Annotated in this window: 9 protein-coding genes; all 9 read right to left on the reverse strand. The window is 46.5% G+C overall.

What is annotated here, in order from left to right; translation table 11 throughout:
• Positions 1–7: 7 nt before the first annotated feature.
• The gene (locus FSB75_RS07190; RefSeq protein WP_146784857.1) at positions 8–3196 is read right to left on the reverse strand and encodes a SusC/RagA family TonB-linked outer membrane protein; all 3189 of its coding nucleotides are present in this window, start codon (positions 3194–3196) and stop codon (positions 8–10) included.
• Positions 3197–3285: 89 nt separating this feature from the next.
• The gene (locus tag FSB75_RS07195) at positions 3286–3960 is read right to left on the reverse strand and encodes a DUF3826 domain-containing protein (protein ID WP_146784860.1); all 675 of its coding nucleotides are present in this window, start codon (positions 3958–3960) and stop codon (positions 3286–3288) included.
• Positions 3961–4276: 316 nt separating this feature from the next.
• Positions 4277–6679, reverse strand: coding sequence for a beta-galactosidase GalB (galB, locus tag FSB75_RS07200; RefSeq protein WP_146784863.1), 2403 nt, complete (start codon positions 6677–6679; stop codon positions 4277–4279).
• Between the two features lie 6 nt (positions 6680–6685).
• On the reverse strand, positions 6686–7807 hold the full coding sequence (locus FSB75_RS07205) for a glycoside hydrolase family protein (RefSeq protein ID WP_146784866.1): 1122 nt from the start codon (positions 7805–7807) through the stop codon (positions 6686–6688).
• Positions 7808–7810: 3 nt separating this feature from the next.
• On the reverse strand, positions 7811–10606 hold the full coding sequence (locus FSB75_RS07210) for a family 78 glycoside hydrolase catalytic domain (RefSeq protein ID WP_146784869.1): 2796 nt from the start codon (positions 10604–10606) through the stop codon (positions 7811–7813).
• A gap of 13 nt (positions 10607–10619) precedes the next feature.
• Positions 10620–11636 (reverse strand): zinc-binding alcohol dehydrogenase family protein, encoded by a 1017-nt coding sequence (locus FSB75_RS07215; RefSeq protein WP_146784872.1) that lies wholly within the window; start codon positions 11634–11636, stop codon positions 10620–10622.
• Positions 11637–11648: 12 nt separating this feature from the next.
• Positions 11649–15137 carry a malectin domain-containing carbohydrate-binding protein gene (locus tag FSB75_RS07220; RefSeq protein ID WP_227990828.1) on the reverse strand — a complete coding sequence of 1163 codons (3489 nt, stop codon included), beginning with the start codon at positions 15135–15137 and terminating at the stop codon, positions 11649–11651.
• A 284-nt stretch (positions 15138–15421) separates the two neighbouring features.
• Positions 15422–18217, reverse strand: coding sequence for a glycoside hydrolase family 95 protein (locus FSB75_RS07225; protein ID WP_146784878.1), 2796 nt, complete (start codon positions 18215–18217; stop codon positions 15422–15424).
• Between the two features lie 76 nt (positions 18218–18293).
• The gene (locus FSB75_RS07230; RefSeq protein ID WP_146784881.1) at positions 18294–19844 is read right to left on the reverse strand and encodes a glycoside hydrolase family 28 protein; all 1551 of its coding nucleotides are present in this window, start codon (positions 19842–19844) and stop codon (positions 18294–18296) included.
• Between the last annotated feature and the right edge of the window lie 8 nt (positions 19845–19852).

Below are 19852 nucleotides of genomic sequence, written 5' to 3' on the forward strand. Positions count from 1 at the left end.
TTTTAAATTAGAGGTTAACGTTTAAGCCAAAAGTGAAGGTTCTTAATTGCGGGAACACGTCGTAAGAACCGTTTGCGTTATCCTTGTAATCGTAGGGGTTAAAGAAGTTGACCGGGTTTGTTCCTGTTACGTACACTTTTACGTTGTTGAAACCCGCTTTCTTTACAAAATCTCTTGGCAGCGTGTAAGCGAGATTAAAGGCTGTTATACGGAAAGAGAAAGAGCTTCTCCACCAGAAATCAGAGGCGACATCGTATGTACTTGTAAAGAAAGGATTGGGATATGCCGCGTTCAGATTATCTGGAGAATAATGATCAGCCCAAAAAGCAGGACGGTTGGAATAAACGTTGCCGAATTTCCGTGCAGCGCTTTCTACGGCATCAACACCACCCCAGCTAAGTCCGGAGATAACGTTTAAGCTTAACGATTTAAACGTAACGCCGTAGTTTAAGCCCAGACTGTAATGGTTAGAAGCATGCTTGTTTAAAAAGTCCTGGTCGTTTGCATCAATGATGCCGTCAGGGCCAGCATATTTACCCGTGGCAGGATCTTGCTTTCCCCTGATATCGGCAAAGTACAACATGCCGGGTTGCAATTTCGTCGGCGTATAGCCAAGCATGTTGGTGATGCCGTATTTTCCTACATAGGCGTCAATGTCGGCCTGGTTGCGGAACATGCCGAGGTATTTGTACCCGTAAAAGCCCATGTCTTGCGATTTGCCGGTCGGATCTTTAAACGTACCTACATCACCTTTTGCCACATCCGTAACAATCACTTTGTTGTCGTTCCACCAGAAATTAGTGGTCAGGTAATACGTGAAGTCTTTACCGATATTATCTCTCCAAGTAGCCGTTGCTTCGTAACCGAACACGTTTGCTGCACCGAAGTTTTCAGATGGAAGCGGCGTACCGATCAGGATAGACGGCGCCGAAGTCAGGTTCGACAGCATGTTGAACGACTTGTTGATGTAGTAATCAGCCGAAAGAGACAACCGGTTGCGCAGGAATTTTGCATCCAAACCAATGTTGTATTTGTTTTGACTGTCCCAATGCACAGCCCTGTTGGCTAAATCCACGTTCATTACTGCTGCCAGCGCACGGTCGTTGTTGCCGCCGTAAACGGCCGCTTTACCGGTCTGAATGGCATAGCTTCTCAGCCATTGATATGATTTCGTATTGTCAATTCCCATGAAGCCTACCGAACCTCTAAGTTTAAGGAAGTTGACCGTGTGGCTAAGCCGGTCAAAGAATTTTTCTTCAGAGATCACCCAACCGGCCGAAAATGAAGGGAAGTAACCCCATCTGTTTTCTGGTGCAAAGTTTTGGCTGGCATCGGCGCGGAACTGTGCCTGCAAAATGTACTTGTTAGCAAAACTGTAATCAAGCCGGCCGAAGTAGGCCATACGGCCTGCTTCCGAAATTGTTTCGTTTGAAGAACCATCCGGGTTGGTAGAGGTACCGGTTGCAAAGTTTTGGTTATCCAAACCGCCCACAACAACACCGTCAATCGAACCGGCAACGCCGTCAGAAGACGATTCCGCTTGTTCGTAACCAAACAACAAACCAATCTGATGCTTGCCAAATGTGTGATCGTAATTAACGGTCGTGGTTAATTGATAGTTGTTGGTTATGGTTGGATTCAAGCGTACTCTGTCACCGTTGCTCCAAGTGTAGGCTTTAATCACAGAGTCTCCGAGAATGTGGCTGTGCGTACCGAGTTTGTTGAAGTCATACACTTGGTATTTCGTACCGTATTGCTTGCCCCAGGAATTGCTGATGTTCTTGTTGTAATTAACCGAAGCTTTTAATCCTTTAATGAAAGGAACTTCATAGCTAAGTTGTCCCTGAAAATTCAACGAGTTGTTGTACGAACTGGTGTAGTTGTTCAACTGATGCACCGCGTAATAATGGTAAGTATTGATGTTGGAGCTTGTTCCCGCACCCGGAATTAAAATGGGTAGGCCGTTGATAAACGGCGTGTTCATCGGTGATTCACCAATCAGGGTTTTCCAGTCATTGTCCAAGCTCTCGTTACCCTGTTTGTTAAAAGTATTTTTCAGGTCAGACAAGTTTCCGCTTAAGCCCAAGCCAAGCTTCAGGCCCGTTGTCAATTTAATGTCGCTACTCGACCGGAAGGAATACCGCTTGTAACCAAGACCATCGAAGTTGCTGTTTTGTGAAGAATAAGTAATGCCGGCGAAATAAGTTGCCCGGTCAGAACCGCCGGAAACGTTGATTGCATGGCGGGTCTCCATCGAGGTTTGCAAAGCGTTGGAAAGCCAATCGTAATTGTGCGTCCTGTAATATTCCAGTTCGTCGGGTGTGTACCAAGATGTGTTGGAGGCAAAACCCGTTGTATCGTAGTTTTTCGAGCCCGACAAATAATCGTTCAGGTAAACGGCTTGTTGGTAAGCATTCATCATTTTAGGAAGAGAAGGCACTTGTCCAATGCCCACCGAACCGTTGTAGGAAATGGATGGAGCTCCGGCGCGACCCCGTTTTGTTTTTACAACAATGGCGCCGTTGCTGCCGAGGATGCCGTAAATGCCGGCTGCAGCGTCTTTCAATACCGTGATGCTCTCGATCTCTGTTACGTCGAGCAAATCAAAATCGTTTTTCGTTCTGATGATGTCATCAATAACATAAAGCGGATCTTTGGAACCACCGTCCTTTGAAAAAAATACAGGACTATGAATAGAAACTGTAGCAGGCTGTCCAGGGCGTTGGAAACCGCCGGCTACGCTCACGCCAACTACTTGACCCCTGAGCGCTTCTGATAAGCTGCCAAAGGTCATGTCTTCAAGTTTTTTGGGATCAATGGTAGCTACATTGCCCGTCAGGTGCGGCTTTTTCACAGCCCCGTAACCCACTACCACAACGTCTTCAAGTTGCTTGTTATCGCTCGTAAGCGTTATACCAACAGCGCTCCTGTTTCCCACCATTACTTCCTGGTAAGTGTAGCCAATGGAAGTAAAGCGGAGCACTGATTCAGGCGCTGCCACAAGGCTGAACTCACCTTTTTCGTTGGTTGTAGTTGTCTTGTTGGTTCCTTTGATGGTTACTGAAACACCGGCAAGCGGCTCGTTGTTGTCGCCACGAACCGTACCGGTAATGGTTTTGGACTGTGCCCAGGAAGCCAGGCAACTTGTCATCACAAGCAGAAAGACGAACAAGCGTCTCGTTAGTGCAACGTACATAAGACTAGTTTTTATTTGATAAAAGCGTTCTTCTCAACTTTGAAATGAAAACGGTTTTCAGAGGATGGAGAGGCCGTGTCTTAAGGGCCTTAGTTTGATTTGTTTGATTGCGATGCAGCAATTCGTGCCTGCCAGCCTTCTCTCTCTTTTTGCAAGTCGTAACCTTGCGCAGACAAATAGTTGTTGATCCTTCCTTTGTACTTTCCAAACCAAGCATGTTTTTTCTCCGATGATTCCGCATCCATGGCGTGTTCCCTTGCTTCTACCAGCCAAGTCATGATTTGTGTTTTCTCGGCAGGCTTGAGGCTGGGAATCATTTCCAGAAAGGCCTTGTATGTGATGGGTAAGATGTTGTACGTTAATCCGTCTTTTATCTTGGTAATTTGGTCCGGTGTAAGTTCTGCTGAAAGTTTTTTGATAAAAGCATCGTGAACCCGTTGAATCTTCGGTGCCGTTGCGTCTTCAATTTCCTGGCGTTTTTTGTTCAGTGCTTCTTTGTCGGTAAGCGTTTCTTTCGCCGCTTTCAATTCTTCATCGCGGGTGGAATAAACGTCGTTGAGATTTTTGTATTCGTCCGTTACCAGCGCATTCACCCTGGCAATCTTTTTTTCATCAGCAAGCTTTAGCGTAGCCACAATTTTCTCGGCTCTTGCAGTGATGGCTTTTGTATAAGCCGCTTCTTTATCGGCTGGCGCCGCGGCATCCTGTGCCCGAAGGTTAAGAGAGGTAAAGAAAACAGCAAAAGCAACGAAGACAACTTTCATACAGCAATAAAATTGGCGTTAGCAGATGACGAAAATGATTTCGTTCTCACGGGCAACCATCCTGCACTATTCTTCTTTTTTGTTTAACGTTGAAAAACACCGTGGCCTTTCAACAGCTTAAAGGTAATTGTGCAGAAAGGGCGCAACAATGGCATCTTTTTTTAAAAAGATGGACTATGTTACGATTTCGCTTCATTGCCTGTAGAGATAATTTTACGCAAACGTTTGCGTAAAAATTTGCACGGCATCTGTTTAATCGAATTGCGGCAAAACCACTGCACAAGGCTGCTTGAAGAATAGAAAAAATATCAGGCACTTAATTGGCACGCAAGCGAACGGCAGAAGTCTTTAGTCCTTCGCTGCGGGCTTCCAGTACAATCTCACCTTTTTTACCCGTTGTTTGAATGATGGCCAGACAAAGCCCGTTGAAGGCTTTTCGCTGCGGCGCTTTAAATGATTCCGAGCTCGTGGGGTTGCCGTTGTCAACACCGGCAATAAATGCGGGACCTTTAATTGTAAACTTTACAAAGTTGTCTGCATCGGGCACAAGATTACCTTCTGCGTCCAAAACTTTTACGGTGATAAACGAAAGATCATTGCCGTTGGCAGCAAGTGTTTTCCGGTCGGCCATCAATTCAATCTTTGCCGGCTTACCGGCTGTTTTAATTTCTTTTACAAGAATAATCTTACCCGCTTTTCTCGATACGGCTTTTACTGTTCCGGGCTCGTATTTCACCCGCCATTGAACGTGAAGACTGTCACCAATTTTCTTTTTTATACCGAGCGATTTGCCGTTTAGAAAAAGTTCCACTGCATCGGCTTTGTTGTAATAAGCCCAAACATCAACGCTGTCACCGGACTTCCAATTCCAATGCGGAAAAATGTGAAGCACCGGCTTGTTCGTCCACTCACTTTGGTACATGTAATAAACATCTTTCGGAAAGCCGGCCAAATCAACAATGCCGTAATAGGAACTTCGTGCGGGCCAGCCATAAGGGACGGGCTCGCCAATAAAATCAAAGCCGGACCAAACAAAAGTGCCTGCCATGAACGGATATTTTTTTACGGCCTTCCAGCTTGCCTCATGCGAAGCACCCCAGTATGCATATGTATTATCATAAGCCGAAACGGTATAATCCGCGTTGCCATAGTTCTTCGACTTTGCATCGGGCGGCCAGAGGCGGGCACTGTCGGAAGGCATATCATAGTGTCCGCGTGTTGCCAATGCTGATGCGGTTTCAGAAGCGATTAGTTTTTGTCCGGGAAAACGTTTTGGCAACGCTGCGTAATCGTACAACTTGTAATTAAAGCCAAGCACGTCCAGCGCAGCTGATTGATAAATGAAATTCTTCTCCGGAATGTTTTCGGTCAGCGCAGACGTTACCGGTCGAGTCGGGTCTAAACTTTTAATGATGGTCGCAAGTTCTTTTGCAATGCGTGTTCCCGATGAATCAAACTGCTCTCTTATTTCATTGCCGATGCTCCACATAAAAACAGAAGCATGATTGCGGTCGCGCTTGATCATGTCTTCCAAATCGCGTTTGTGCCATTCGTCAAAATCAACACTGTAATCAAATTTGTTTTTGCGTTTCTTCCACATGTCGAAGGCTTCGTCCATCACCAGAAAACCCATCCTGTCGCACAGGTCCAAAAACTCCGGTGCAGGCGGATTGTGTGCCGTGCGAACGGCATTGCAACCCATGTCTTTTAAAATTTGCAGTTGACGTTCCGCGGCTCTTTTGTTGAAAGCGGCGCCCAACGCACCAAGATCGTGATGAAGACAAACGCCTTTTATTTTGAGGGGTTGATTGTTGAGAAAGAAACCTTTTTCTGCATCGAAAGAAAAAGAGCGAATGCCGAATGAAAAAGAGCACTCATCATACACTTCAGAGCCAACTTTTATTTGTGTAATTACCTTGTACAAACTTGGCCTGTCAATTGACCACAGTTTTGGATTGGCTATCTTAAACTTTTGAGGAATGTCCGATCGGTCACCAAGCGGTAAACGCATTGAAAACTTCCCAACAATATTTCCATTTTGATCATAGACTTTACTAATCAAGTCAGCATCATATCCACCAGGATGACCCAATGGCTGAACGATTGGCGTCTTAATTTCAACGATTGCATATTTATTGGTAATCGTTGGTGTCGTTAAAAAAATATCTTCTTTGTCGAAATGAATTATTCCTGTTGTTTCCAACCACGCGTTTCTATAAATACCCGAGCCCGTGTACCACCTTGAGTTCGGTTGCACCGAGTTATCAACCTTAACCGCAAGCACATTTTTTTCTGCACCAAATTTTAAGTACGGCGTCAACTCGTACTGAAACGAACTATAACCATAAGGACGTTTGCCGAGATAATGACCGTTGATCCATACTTCGCTGTTGCGGTAAACGCCATCAAAGCGAATCGAAACAATTTTATTTTTTGATGAAAGCGGCAACGAAAATGTTTTGCGGTACCAGCCGATGCCGGCAGGCAACGCACCTTGGTTAAAAGTCGTTGGGTATGTTTCGCTAAACGTTCCTTCTATGCTCCAGTCGTGCGGAAGATTCAGCGTTCTCCATTTGGAATCGTTGTAGGAAACTTTGTTGGCAGCGGAGTCATTGCCCAAAAAAAATTTCCAATTCTCGTTGAAGTTGACCCATTGTCGCGACTGCGCTGAAACAAGCAACGTGCAAAAAAGAAAAAAAGAAAGAAAGATTTTGTTCACGCTAAATTATTTTTCGCCGGCAGAAATAAAATTCAGGCGGCTTTTGCCCAAATCTTTTGACGTGGCCACCGCAATGCTGCGTTGCTCCTTCTTGTTGACGGCGTTGTAAAAATGATAAACCACACCCTTCCATTTCACGACGCAGGATTTGTGCGCATACTGCGCATCGAAAGGTTCGGAGGATTCAATCAAATTATCACCCGCCCAATCGGTCCAGTTCACTAAATCATACGAGCACGCAAAACGATTGAAGGCGCCTTTCCGGTCCTGCCAAAACGCACCGAAATAAAACATTACCCACACGTCGCCCATCTTTTGCAAATACGGGTCGCCGGTAATGCCCACCGGATGATGCACGACGGGTTCCGTGTTGAACCGTTTCCAATGAGTCATGTCGTTCGACACCGCCATGCCGATGCGCTCGAACCAGCGTGTTTTTTTATTGTCTTTGGCTGTGTCGCCGTTGGCGTTGTAATACATCACAAAAGGATAACCCGTTGCTTCGTCTTTGTCCCAAATCACCGTGCTTTTGAATTGCTTTTTGTTTTCCCACCAACGAACGTCTTTGTCAAGCGATGTAAGTACAGGCTTTGGCGCACGTTGCCATTCGTGCGGCGTTGCGGGGTCTTTTGTTGTACAGGCAATGCCAAGTGAAAGCAGCCCGGCCTCGTAGCCTTTTTCGCGGCCACCGAAATAACTCATCCAATATTTGCCTTTGTATTGTTGCAAAGAATAATCGCCGCCCCAGGTTGTATTCACCAGCGAAACATAACCCGCTTTCTGGCTCGCATCCCAGGCCGTTGTATCGTCGTCAAAAGAAAGCATTTTGCCCAGCGTTTGCCAGTGCAACAAATCAGCACTTTTTGCCAGCCATGTTTCGTACCCCCTGCCGTTAAAAACGATGTAGGACATGTACCAATCTTCTCCTTTTCGGAACACGGTCGGGCAATCCACTTTTTGCGAATCGTTTTTAGGAACGACTACCAAGCCGTATTTAAACGGTGTTTTCACTTCCTTGTAAACTTCCTGCATCTTGCTTTCCGGAACCGCTTTGCCGTTTGCTTGTGCAAAAGCATTGAAGGAAAAGCTGAACGCGAAAAGAAGAACGAACACAAAATTTTTTGCCATGATTTATTTTGATGCGAAGTCGTTTGCGCTTTTGTTGGTTACGGTAAAACGATAGACACCCGAGCCGATTGCCAGTTTTATTTTTCCGCCTTCGGTTCCGAGCGGCTGAATGTTTTTATGGGAAAGAACAGCCGCCTTTCCTTCTTTTATTTTCGAAGCATCCGCTGCGGGAAGATAAACAACCGCGGTTGTGTTGGCCGGAATTTCAACGGTCAACCGAAAGTTGTCGCCGTCCTTTTTCCAATCGGAAACAACCCGTCCGTACGGACTTTCGAAGCTTCCTTTTGCCGAGGTCACATCGCCAACAATTTGCGGGTTAATGATAATCTTTTTGAAAGCAATTGCACGGTTGTCTTGTTCAATTCCGGCAAGGCCGCGATAAAACCATTCCATGATGTGGCCCAACATCAGGTGATTGTTGGAAACCCTGGATAATGCCGCCCAGGATTCGGTTAACGCGGTTGCGCCTTTTGCCAACTGATAGCCATAGCCCGGAACGTCGCTGCGACTGTTCATGTCGTAAATCACGTCGTCTCTTCCGGCTTCGTGCAATACGCAAAGCAGGTAACGGTAACCAATATCACCGGCGGTTAATGCGTTGTTGCGGCTGCGAATGTCTTTCACAATGTTGTCAATCACCGCTTGTTTGTATTGCGGTTCGACAAGATTCATGTAAACGGCCATTGCATTCGCCGTTTGACTGCCGGTTGCGTATTGCTTTGTATCGGCGTGAAAAAAACTGTCGTTGAACGCTTTCTTTACGTTCACTGCCAGCGCATCAAAACTTTTTGCGTCTTCTTGTTCGCCCAAAAGGTTTGCAATCTTGCTTAAGATGTTCAGGTCGTAATAATAAATGGCTGTTCCGGTAACGCCCATCGGCGTAAGTTGTGAAACGCCGGGAGGATTAGGACCCAAATCATACCAATCGCCGAGGCCTTGCGAAAGAACGTAGCCTTTTGCTTTTGTTTGCAGGTAGGCCGAATATTTTTTCATCACGTCGTAATTCTCTTCCAACACGTCTCTGTCGCCGTACCATTGGTACAAATACCAGGGAAGAATAATGGATGTACTGCCCCACTCCGGCGAATCGCGGAACATGTCGCCGCCCCATTCAAATTTTAAATACTCGGGTGCGGTTTCCGGAACCAAACCATCCGCCAGTTGCGAGTAGCGAATATCGTGAAGTTGCTTGCGAAAAAGATTCACCGCATCATACGTATAGCGAATCGAATTCCCCATGAGGTGATCCTGTTCCAGCCAGCCTAATTTTTCCCGGTGCGGACAATCGGTGAACAGTGAGGCCATGTTGCTTTTGACAGACCAATCAACGAGGCTGTACGTGCGGTTGAACAAATCGCTAGAGCAGGCAAAGCTTCCCACTTTGTCTGCGCTGTTTCGCGTATGCAAACCTTTTATCTGGAGCAACACGGGAAGCGTGGAATCGCTCTTTTGTCCTTTGGGCACAGCACCCGCAACTTGCAAATAACGGTAACCGTAATAGGTAAATCGTGGCTGCCATGTTTCAGCGCCGTCGCCTTTCAAAATATAAGTGAGATAGTACGGACTGCCGGTGGGCCGTTGATTGATGGTGCCGTCTTCTTTCAACAATTCTGCGGGATAAATGCGAATCGTGTCGCCGCGTTTGCCCTGCACCGTTATCTGCGGAATGCCCGATGCATTTTGGCCAAGATCAAAGACCCAATCATTGCCTTTCGAAGAAACTTTTCGCGGCAAAAACGTTTGCATGACTTTCAGCGGTTCGGCCATTTGTGCGTTCAATACCTGCGGGCCTTCAAGAAGCAAAACCGGTTTCCACGCCGCGTCATTGAATGAATACGAGTCCCAACCTTTTTGTTCCAATTGTGCATCGTAATCTTCGCCGCCGTAAATGCTGGAAAACGTTACAGGACTTTTCGTGGTTTTCCACGATGCATCGCTCACAACGCTTTCGGTTGTGCCGTCGTTGTATTCTAAAGCTAATCGGCAAATCATTTTCGGAAAACCAAAAGCGCCTTTGAGTTTGCGGTAGCGTCCCGTAACCGGCGGTATGTAATAAAATCCGTTGCCCAGCATTACGCCAATTGCATTGCCACCGCTTTGCAGATTCTTTGTTACGTCGAAAGGAACATACAAGGCCTGTTTGTCGTATTTCGTCCAACCGGGATCCAGGAAATGATCGCCGATCTTTTTTCCGTTAATGCTTGCTTCAAATTGTCCCAAACCGCAAATGAACAAGGTTGCTTTTTTCAGCGGCTTTTTTACAACGAAGCGTTTGCGCAGCAGGGGCAAAACGTTGTTGCCAATGTATTTGTCTTTCTTTCCGTCGGTAGGAAGAACGGTGATTAAGCTGTCGGGAATTTTATCGTATGCAATCCACTGCGCACCCTTCCAGTCTTCTTTCGCGGGCAAGCCTGTTTGCCAATTTGAAACTTTGCTCCAAGCCGATGCGTGGCCTCCGTTGTCCCAAACCATCACCTTCCAATAGTAAGTCTTTGCAGGCGATAATTTTTTGCCGTTAAATTTTATCTGGATGGACGCGTCGGACAAAACTTTTTTCGAATCCCAAACGTTGCCGGTGTTTTTTTTAAGCGATGAAAGATCATCCGCAACCAAAACCCGGCAGGCCGTTTGCAACACGTTTCGTGAAGACGAACGAATCTGCCAACTCAATCTAGGCGCGGTGCTTTCAATGCCGAGCGGCGCTTCTTTGCTTTCGCATTTCAGCCGCACAACCGTGAGTTGCGAAAAGCCCTGAAGCGAAGCAAACGTCAGAAAAAAAAGAAGAAGTTTTCGCTGCATTTGATAAGGACAATTAATTCAATTCAACGGTTGCTTTGATCACGCCTGTTTCCGGTTTCAGCCAGCTTTCAAAATGATCTTTCACTTCGTCAAATTGCACACGATGCGTAATGTAGGTTGTTGGTTTCACCAAGCCTTTTTTCATGCAAGCCATAACGTGTTCAAAATCTTCGCGTGTGGCGTTGCGACTGCTCATCAGCGTTGCTTCGCGTTTGTGAAACTCGGGATGAGAAACACAAATCTCTCCTTTTTGCAAGCCCACCAATACGTACCGGGCACCGTGCGCCATGTAACCAAAGCCGTTGTTGATGGCTTTTAAATTTCCGGTTGCATCAATTACCACGGTGGGCATATCACCGTTCGTGATTTCTTTCAGCTTCATCAGCACATCGTCTGTCAATGGATTGACGGTGTAATTCACGCCGAGCTTTTCTTTACAAAATGCCAAACGCTTTTCGTTCACGTCCATCACAATCACCTTGCCGCCGGCAATGCGGGAAAATTCGGCAATGCCCAAACCAATCGGTCCCGCGCCAACAACGAGAACAAATTCACCTTCCTCCACTCCTGCTCTTCGCACACCGTGTGCGCCAATGGCAAGCGGTTCAACCAAACTCAACTCGTCAAAGCTCAAGCCTTCGCCGTGAAGCAGCGAAGAAGAAGGCACGGAAAGATATTCTGCAAAGCCGCCGTGAACGTGCACGCCGCAGACTTTAATATTCGCGCAACAATTGGGCAAACCGCGGCGGCAGGCAATGCACTCACCGCAATTGAAATAAGGAATGAAGGAAACCTTCTCACCAATTTCGAAACCGTCTGTACCGTCAACAGCAACCAACTCGCCGGCCAATTCATGCCCAAGTATTCGCGGGTATTCAAAGAATGGTTGCGTGCCTTCAAAGGCATGCAAATCCGTTCCGCAAATGCCGATGCGTTTTATCCTGATGATTGCTTGTCCTTTTTCCAATTTCGGCTGCTCTCTTTCTTCGTAAGCAAATTCGCCGGGCTTTATGCAAACCAATGTCTTCATAAAAATTTATTTCTATTGCACGTCGAGTGCGTTAATGGATAATCCCTGTGCTTCTTTTGCCGCCAACACAACTTTATACTTTCCTGCGTTAATCATGCTGCCGGTTGTGGTGCTGATGTAATTCGACTTGCCGGCTTTTGTCGGCGTTAGTTCAACCTCCTCTTCTTTCATCAGTGTTCCGTCCGCAGCGATTAATTTCAAGTTTCCTTTTACGTTTTGTTGAAGCGGATTGTTGTACGAAACGGTTAAGGAATAAACATCGCCAACGCCAACCGACACTTCCCACGCAACGCTGTTTTCCGCAGAAGGCTTTTCAAAAACAACGCGGTCTTTTCCGTCAATCTTCGTCTTTACCGCATTGCCGCCAAGCGTTGCATTCACGGCTTTGTAGCTTGCAACTGGTTTTAAGTCGTAGGCGGGTTCCATGCCTGATGCCGGAACAGCAAAAACAGGGTACCAATCCGCCTGACCAATTTGGAGTTGCACTTTCTCGCCTTTTGAAAAACGCTTCTTGTAAAGATGAAACACAACACCCATGCTATTCATCAAGCTGTCCTTTGTGTCATCGAAATCCTTTAACCAATTAGGTTTTCGATACTGATACGCAACGTACACATCAGCATCAGCCGACAAGTCAAAATTCAGTTTCAAAGAACCGGCAATTGTCGGAAATACAACCTCAGGCTTTATCCACTCAGCTCCGTACAAGATCGGTGGAAGTGATTGAAGACCGATTTCTGGATGACCGAAAATGTCTCCGCCTGTTGTTGCCCAATGCCGTGCCGTCCATTTTGGAAGGCTTTCGTTGTACAGGTTTTGAATAAGTGAAGGCGGCGGCGGCGCAGGCTTCGCACTTTGGTCCAACGTTGAAATTGCAATGGCTGAAATCACGGCTTGTCCCGATGCGATGTGCGGAAAAGAAATTGACAGCGTGCCACCTGTAACTTTCACTTTTACCTTTTTCTTTAGCGCACCCGCAAAACCGGCTTCTTTCCAAACGTCAAGATCTTTCAAAACAACTTGGTTGTTCACCGCGATGTCAAAGATCCGCCAGTCTTTTGCATTAATGTTCGCCTTTCCATGCCACGGTTCTGCAAAATAAAGTTCTACGAGGTATTCGCCGTCCTGCACCGGAAAGTTGAACCGAAGTTTATCGCGGCCGTAACGAAAGCTTTGAAAGAGTTTCCAGTCTCTTGTTCCGCGAATGGGCTCGCTGATTGTGCGTTGGCTCGCGAAGTACGGTGGCATGTTGGTGAAGTTGGCCGTCCATGAAACCGAGCCCCAAGTATCGCTGCTTGCTTGTGCTTTGTCGGCTAGCCAAAGATTTCCGTTGACGTCTTTGTAATCATCGCCGCCGCAATTCACGCGGTACAAATAGTTGTAGCCGGTTTGCTGTGCAGTGATATTTTTAGTGCCGTTGTAAAACTCATTGAAGTGCGGCGCTTTCGGAAGATGATGAAGAAGAATAAGATCCGTTGCAACTTCTTTACCGTTCACGTAACCGACAGCATACAACACGTTGTAATTAACGTCAACACCGTCCCACTGAAAATGAGTGCCGATTCCGCCGCGTTTTTTTCTTCCCAATGAATGCTGTCGAACATCGTTGAACAATTCCACTTCGTCACAATTGGAATAAACAACGATACCGTCTTTTTTTCCGGGCTTTGTCCAGCGGTCAGGCCATGTGTGCGAAACGATGTAAACCATCGGCTCTTTCTCTTTGGAAACATAATTCGAACGGTACATGTAATACGCATCGGTTGGTTCCTCCCAAGGCGTAAGCAAACCTTTGTAGTTCACAGGGCCAATCCTGTCCAACTCACGGTAACCTTCACCGCTTTGCGTCCTTCCCGGATTGTCGTGTGAAGTAAGCAACCACATGAAATGCCCGGCTGCGCTGTCTTTCGCCACTTCTGCCAAACGAACTTTCATCTCCATCAACTGCGTCATGCGATCTTCACTGTACGCACCGTTTTGCACAAATGGTCCTTCGGTGTGCAAATCAATTGTTCGCCAGGCGCCGTATTCGCCAACTAATATCTGTCGCTTCAAGTCTTCGCTATATGTTACAGGGTTGCCGCCATAAGTGCCGGTCCAGTTTTGCGGCACGTCCCAATCGGTGCCGCTGCCGCCGTTGCAGGTTGTTACCAATCGTTGCAACGATGCCGTTGGATCAAGCTGCCGAATAAGTTCCGTGCATTCTTTGGCAAAATCTTCGGGCAGTTTGCTTTCGTTTTGCAAACCCCATAAAATGATCGAAGGTGAGTTGCGGCGTTCTTTGATCCATTCCTTCAACAAGTTTTTGAAGTTGGTTCTGAACTCCGGCGTGTCGTACCAATCGTGTGCACTCATTTGCGGCCACCACAATATGCCAAGACTGTCCCAATACCGTTGATATCGCAAGTTGTGCGGCTGGTGCGCATCACGGAAAGCGTTGAAGCCTGCCGCTTTCACTTCCATCACTCTTGTATGAATTTGTTCATTGCTGAACGCATGACTGTCGCCAAGTAAATGTTCGTATTCAGCAATGCCGTTGATGAAAACGGGTTTACCGTTGAGAAGAAATTGCTTCGTGTTTTTATGGTTAATGGGCCAACTGATTTTGCGAATGCCGTAAGCTGTTTTGGATTCATCAATCTTTTTTCCGTCCTCAATAATTTCTGTAACAAGATTGTACAAGTAAGGATTTGTCAATGACCACAACTGCGGATTGACAACAAGCGGCGGAGTCTGTTTGACAATTCTTGTTTCAGCAGCTGCAAGCTTTTGTTGAGAAGAAACTATGAATACAACCCTTCCTTTTGCATCAACAAGACGATTAACGACGCGAACGTTTTTAGGTTGCGCAGAATAGTTTTTTACTTCCGTTTCAATATAGAGTTGTGCCTTTTTTTCTGTAACAGTTGTGTCGTTCCAAATGTGAACGCCAAAAGGTTCAACGCGAACAGTGTTTGTAATGATCAAATGCACCGGACGAAAGATGCCCATTGGTTGCGAGCCTTCAGACCAACCGCGATCGTCAGAGCAACCGCCGCAAACCCATGGCAAGTCTTGAATGAAGGCAGGATGATCAGCACGAACGGCAAGAATGTTTGTATTGTCGAAACGAACATCATCTGTTATATCGACGGTAAAGGTTGTGCGGCCGCCTGCATGATAACCGACCTTTTTCCAATTAAGCCAAATCGTTGCGTATGAACCCACACCTTCAAAGAACAGAAAGATGCGCTTGTTTTTTGTTTGTGGCTTTATGTCAAAATAACGCAGGTAATAAGCATAGCCGTGCTTGTTGCCGTGGCGTAATCTCCGGTAACCATAATAGTCATCCCAATTGTGCGGCACATCAACTTGTTTCCATTTTTCTGGCAGATCGAACTTCGTCATTTCGAACGCTGTTGGCGATGCGTCGAGGCTATCGGTTGCACGGGTGTACCAACCTTTGTTTAAGGAAATATCAGTGCGAAGGTTTTGTGCGGAGAGATGCAGGGACGAAAGCAAAAGCAGAAACAGAAAACTTATTGCGCAGTGTAAACCCACCCTTTTCGAAGAGTTCTTTGTAGTTACAGTCTGCCGCCCCTCCAAGGAGGGGATGAACAGTCTTTTATCGGTTGAGCTTTGGTGCACATCCCCTCCTTGGAGGGGCGGCCTAACGATTGATTGTGCTTTAGGACATCGGGGTGGGTTTGCCGAATAGCGAACAAAGCGTACAAGAGTGCGACGCAACGAAAGCCCAATCGTTATTCTTGCTTCTGGCTCATAAAAATATTTCTGTTGAAGGTTTTTCATTTCATCACCACCAAGTCGCTGTTTACGTTGTAGGTTTTTCCTTTTTCGGTTTTGAAAGAAATTGTTTTGCCTTTGTAACGAAGCAAACAGTTGTTGCCTGCCAATGACAGTACGCTTAAAGTTTGCAAGCTTCCATTCTTCCACGAAAAATTCAGCACAAAACCGCCTCTTGCGCAAATGCCTTTTACGTCACCGTTCGCCAACGCATCGGGCAAAGCTGGCAATAGATCAATGTACTTTGTGTGGCTCTGCACCAGCATTTCGCCAATGCCCGCCGCGCCGCCAAAATTGCCGTCAATTTGAAAAGGTGGATGCGCATCAAACAAATTGTGAAAGGAACCCGCACCGCCTTTTTCAGCAGGCGTCAACAACATCTGCAAAAGTTTGTAGGCGTGATTGCCTTCTTTAAAACGTGCCCATAAATTCAACTTCCAACCAAGGCTCCAACCCGTTGCCGCATCGCCGCGATAGATGAGCGATTGCCGTGCGGCTTTCATCAATTCAGGCGTGTCCCAATTGATTTCGGTACCGGGATAAACGGCCCATAAATGCGAAACATGTCGGTGCTTGTCAGCCGTATCATCAACGTCCTGCAGCCATTCCTGTAATTGTCCGTATTTGCCAATTTGGTAAGGCGCAATCTGCGAAAGCTTTTGGCTAAGGCTGTCGCGAAGGGCTTTGTCGGTTTGCAAAATTGCACCCGCTTGTATCACCGCTTTAAAAAGCGAACGAATGATCTCGTGATCCATCGTTGGCCCCATCACCAAACCACCATGTTCCGGCGAATTGGAAGGGCCGCTGATTAACCAACCGGTTTTTGGATCTTTCACCAAATAATTGTTGAAGAAACGGGCTGCTTCTTTCATCACCGGATAAGCTCTGTTGCGTAAAAAGTCTTTGTCGCCGGTGAATAAATAATGCTCCCACAAATGCGTGCTTAACCAACTGCCGCCGCTTACCCAAATACCGTGATTGGACGCGTTGATGGGCGCCGTGCCGCGCCATAAATCGGTGTTGTGATGGAGCACCCAACCCGGTGCGTTGTAATAGTCGCTTGCGGTTTCGCTGCCGGTTTTCGAAAGTTCATCAATCATTCCGAACAATGGCTGGTGCGTCGGCGAAAGATTGAGACTTTCCGCCGGCCAGTAATTCATTTCCACGTTGATGTTGGTGGTGTACTTGCTGCCCCAGGGCGGCGTGAGCAAATCGTTCCAGATACCTTGCAGGTTGGCGGGACGTGTACCCGGACGTGAACTTGAAATCAAAAGATAGCGTCCGTATTGTGCGTACAAGGCAACGAGAGAAGGATCGCCTGTTGACGCAAACTTTTCGATGCGGCTATCGGTTGGCAAAGCTTCATTTGCACTGTGACCAAAGTTGAGAAAAAAGGTGTTGAAATATTTTTGGTATTCGGCGATGTGCGCTGCTTTAATTTGATTATAATTTTTGTTCTTCAACCCTTGCATGGCACTTGTGCAAAGCGCAACGGAATTACCGGAAACATCTTTGTAATTTTTGTAGTTGGTTGCAGCCGTTAGATACAAGGTAGCATCATCGGCATTTTTGATAACGAGTTTATCACCATTAACGGTTAGCGTTCCGGCGGTTGTTTTTACCTGCAAATAACTATCGCCGTGCAATGCGCCGTTTCGTACCTGAACAGAAAGAGCAATCGTTTTCGCATCAATTTTCTTTACGGTAAAATTCTTGTGCGGGCTGCTGAGGCTTGCTTCAAAACTAATGCTCCCGGGTTTGGACGCCGTTAAATGAACAGCGATAGTTTGATCCGGTTGAGAAGCAAAATATACCCTCGTGTAGTTAACACCATTGCTGGTATAAGATGTTTTTGCAAGGGCATTGTTAAGATCCAATTCACGTCGGTAGTCCGTTGCATTTTGTGCATCAACTTTCAACCACAAATCACCAAATGGTTGATAGCTGGCTTGATACTGGGGCACAGCGGGTGGATTGTCGTCCTGAACAAAATATTTCCATTGCTTGTTGAGCGAAAGTTTGCTTCTCTCCTCGCCTTCTGGATAAATGCCAATGTACTTCGACGTGTCTTTGTAACCGGCCAAACCACCCTTGTCAAAAAAGTTCAGCACCTGAATGGCAATCACGTTTTTTCCTTTCACCAACGCTTCTTTCGGAATTACATATTTGCGCGGGTCGGTGCTTTCGGTGTGACCAACGAGTTTGCCGTTGATGTAAGTATAATCCACATCGCGAATGCGGTTTAAATCGAGCACCAACCCCTTTCCTTGCCATGCCTTCGGCAAATCAAAGCTTGTTCTGAACCACACGGCGCCGTCCAATCCTTCCAACCCCACCGACTCCCAACCGTCGTAAGCCGGAACTTGCAGCATACTCCATTTGCTGTCGTCGAATGCAGCTAACGAAGGATTGTTTTGCGTGTTTAAGGTTCGCACTTTTTTCACCCATTCATCGCGTTTTCCCTCACTGCTTTTGGTTCCCATGAACTGCGCTTCAGCCAAAGCTTCGGCTTCCTTTTGCTTGCCATCAAAAAGCAGTTGGCGAATCTGCGGCAAATATTTGTAAGCGCCTTTGCGGTTGTAATCACGCGGTTCGCCGGTCCATAACGTTTCTTCGTTAAACTGAATCCGGTCTTGTTCTACACCGCCAAAAAGCATGGCACCCAAACGACCGTTGCCGATGGGCAATGCGTCCGTCCATTTTGCAGCGGGGTTGTTGTACCAAAGTTTAAGTTCTTGCGAAAACGCAGAACCAAGTTGCGTTAGAAAAAATATTACAATGAAGGTTCTTTTAAGCATCAAGTTTATTTTTTGAGCCAAGGGCCAGTACTGCTGTTCAGCTTTTGTTGCGTCGCACTCTTGTGCGCCTTGTTCGCTATTCAACTTTGATATCCTCTTGCACATTGCTGTCTTTCACCAAAGGTTTGCTTGCGTACATGAAATTGTTGTTCTTCAGTAAAATAGTTTTTGTCTTGTCGCCACGCACGTTCAAAAATGTTTCGGTTCCTTTTACCGGGTTGCAGTTGTAGAGAAACACATTTTGCACGTTTACCAAATCAATCACCGGCTTTCCCGCAATTGGCTTCAGTGTCTTTACGCCATCAATCGTTAAATCACTCACGTTTTCGGCATTGATAGATGAACCTTGCTGCGTAGTAATGCGAACGTTGTGTAGTTCAATGTTCTTTGCTTCTTTAATTACAGCTCCTGTTTGCGCATCAAACTGAATATCGTTGAACGTTATATCTTCCACCGGCATTTCAGCAATACCATTAATGTAAATGGCTTGCGCCGTTTGTGCCGTGATATTGCTCATATGAATGTTGCGGAATCGCGGTGTTCGTTCGGATACTGGCTCCGGTTGCGTTTTGGCGTATTGCATGTCCAGCACCACGGCCTGTTGCTTGATGTTCTTCATGATGATGTTGCTCACACGCACTTCTTCCACCACACCGCCTCGACCTCTTGCGGTTTTAATTCGAATGCCTCTGTCCGTTCCGTCAAAGACACAGTTGGAAATTGTGATCTTTCTTACGTCGCCGCTCATTTCGCTGCCAATTACTACGCCACCGTGACCGGCCAGCATGGTGCAATTGGTGATGGTGTAATTCTCTGCCGGTGCGGCTTTCAGTCTTCCCGGTTTGTCTTTGCCCGATTTGATGGTGATGCAATCATCGCCCACGCTGATGTGACAGTTAGCGATGTGAACGTATTTGCAACTCTCGGGATTAATGCCGTCGGTATTGGGTGAATGCGGATTGTTGATGGTCACACCATCAACCGTTACGTTTTCGCAGAACTCGGGATTAACGGTCCAGAAAGGTGAGTTCACAATGGTAATGCCTTGTATCAAAACGTTTTTGCAATACATGGGCTGAATAAACGGCGGACGCAAAATCCAACTTTTTAATTGACCAAGATCGTCGGGTTGAACCATGTTCTTGTTTGCGGCTTCAGCAGCCGTTTGCCATTTTGTTTTTGGGTTGCCTTCTTTGTAATTCAGAATGGCGTCCCACCATTTTTTTCCGTTACCGTTAATTTTCCCACGACCGATGATGGAAATATTTTCAGCCTTGTACGCATAAAACAGCGGCGAAAAACTCATTACGTCTTCGCCTTCAAAACGGCTTTCTACGAAAGGCATGTAATCGTCAAAATCGTTACTGAAACTGATTTCCGCGCCGGCATCAATGAAAATGGTGATGTTGCTTTTTAAATGAATCGGACCAGTGAGATATTTTCCTGCGGGAAAATAAACCGTGCCGCCGCCTTTTTTGGATGCGGCGTCAATGGCGGCTGCAATGGCTTTTGTACACTTGGCCGAACTGTCGTTCTTGGCGCCATAATTAATGACATTGTAATACGATTGCGCAGACAGAGTGTGCAGCAGTAAACTACAAACTACAAGGAAAAATAATCGAATCATTGCTTTAT

The organism is Flavisolibacter ginsenosidimutans (genome assembly GCF_007970805.1).
In the GTDB taxonomy this organism is placed as follows: domain Bacteria; phylum Bacteroidota; class Bacteroidia; order Chitinophagales; family Chitinophagaceae; genus Flavisolibacter; species Flavisolibacter ginsenosidimutans.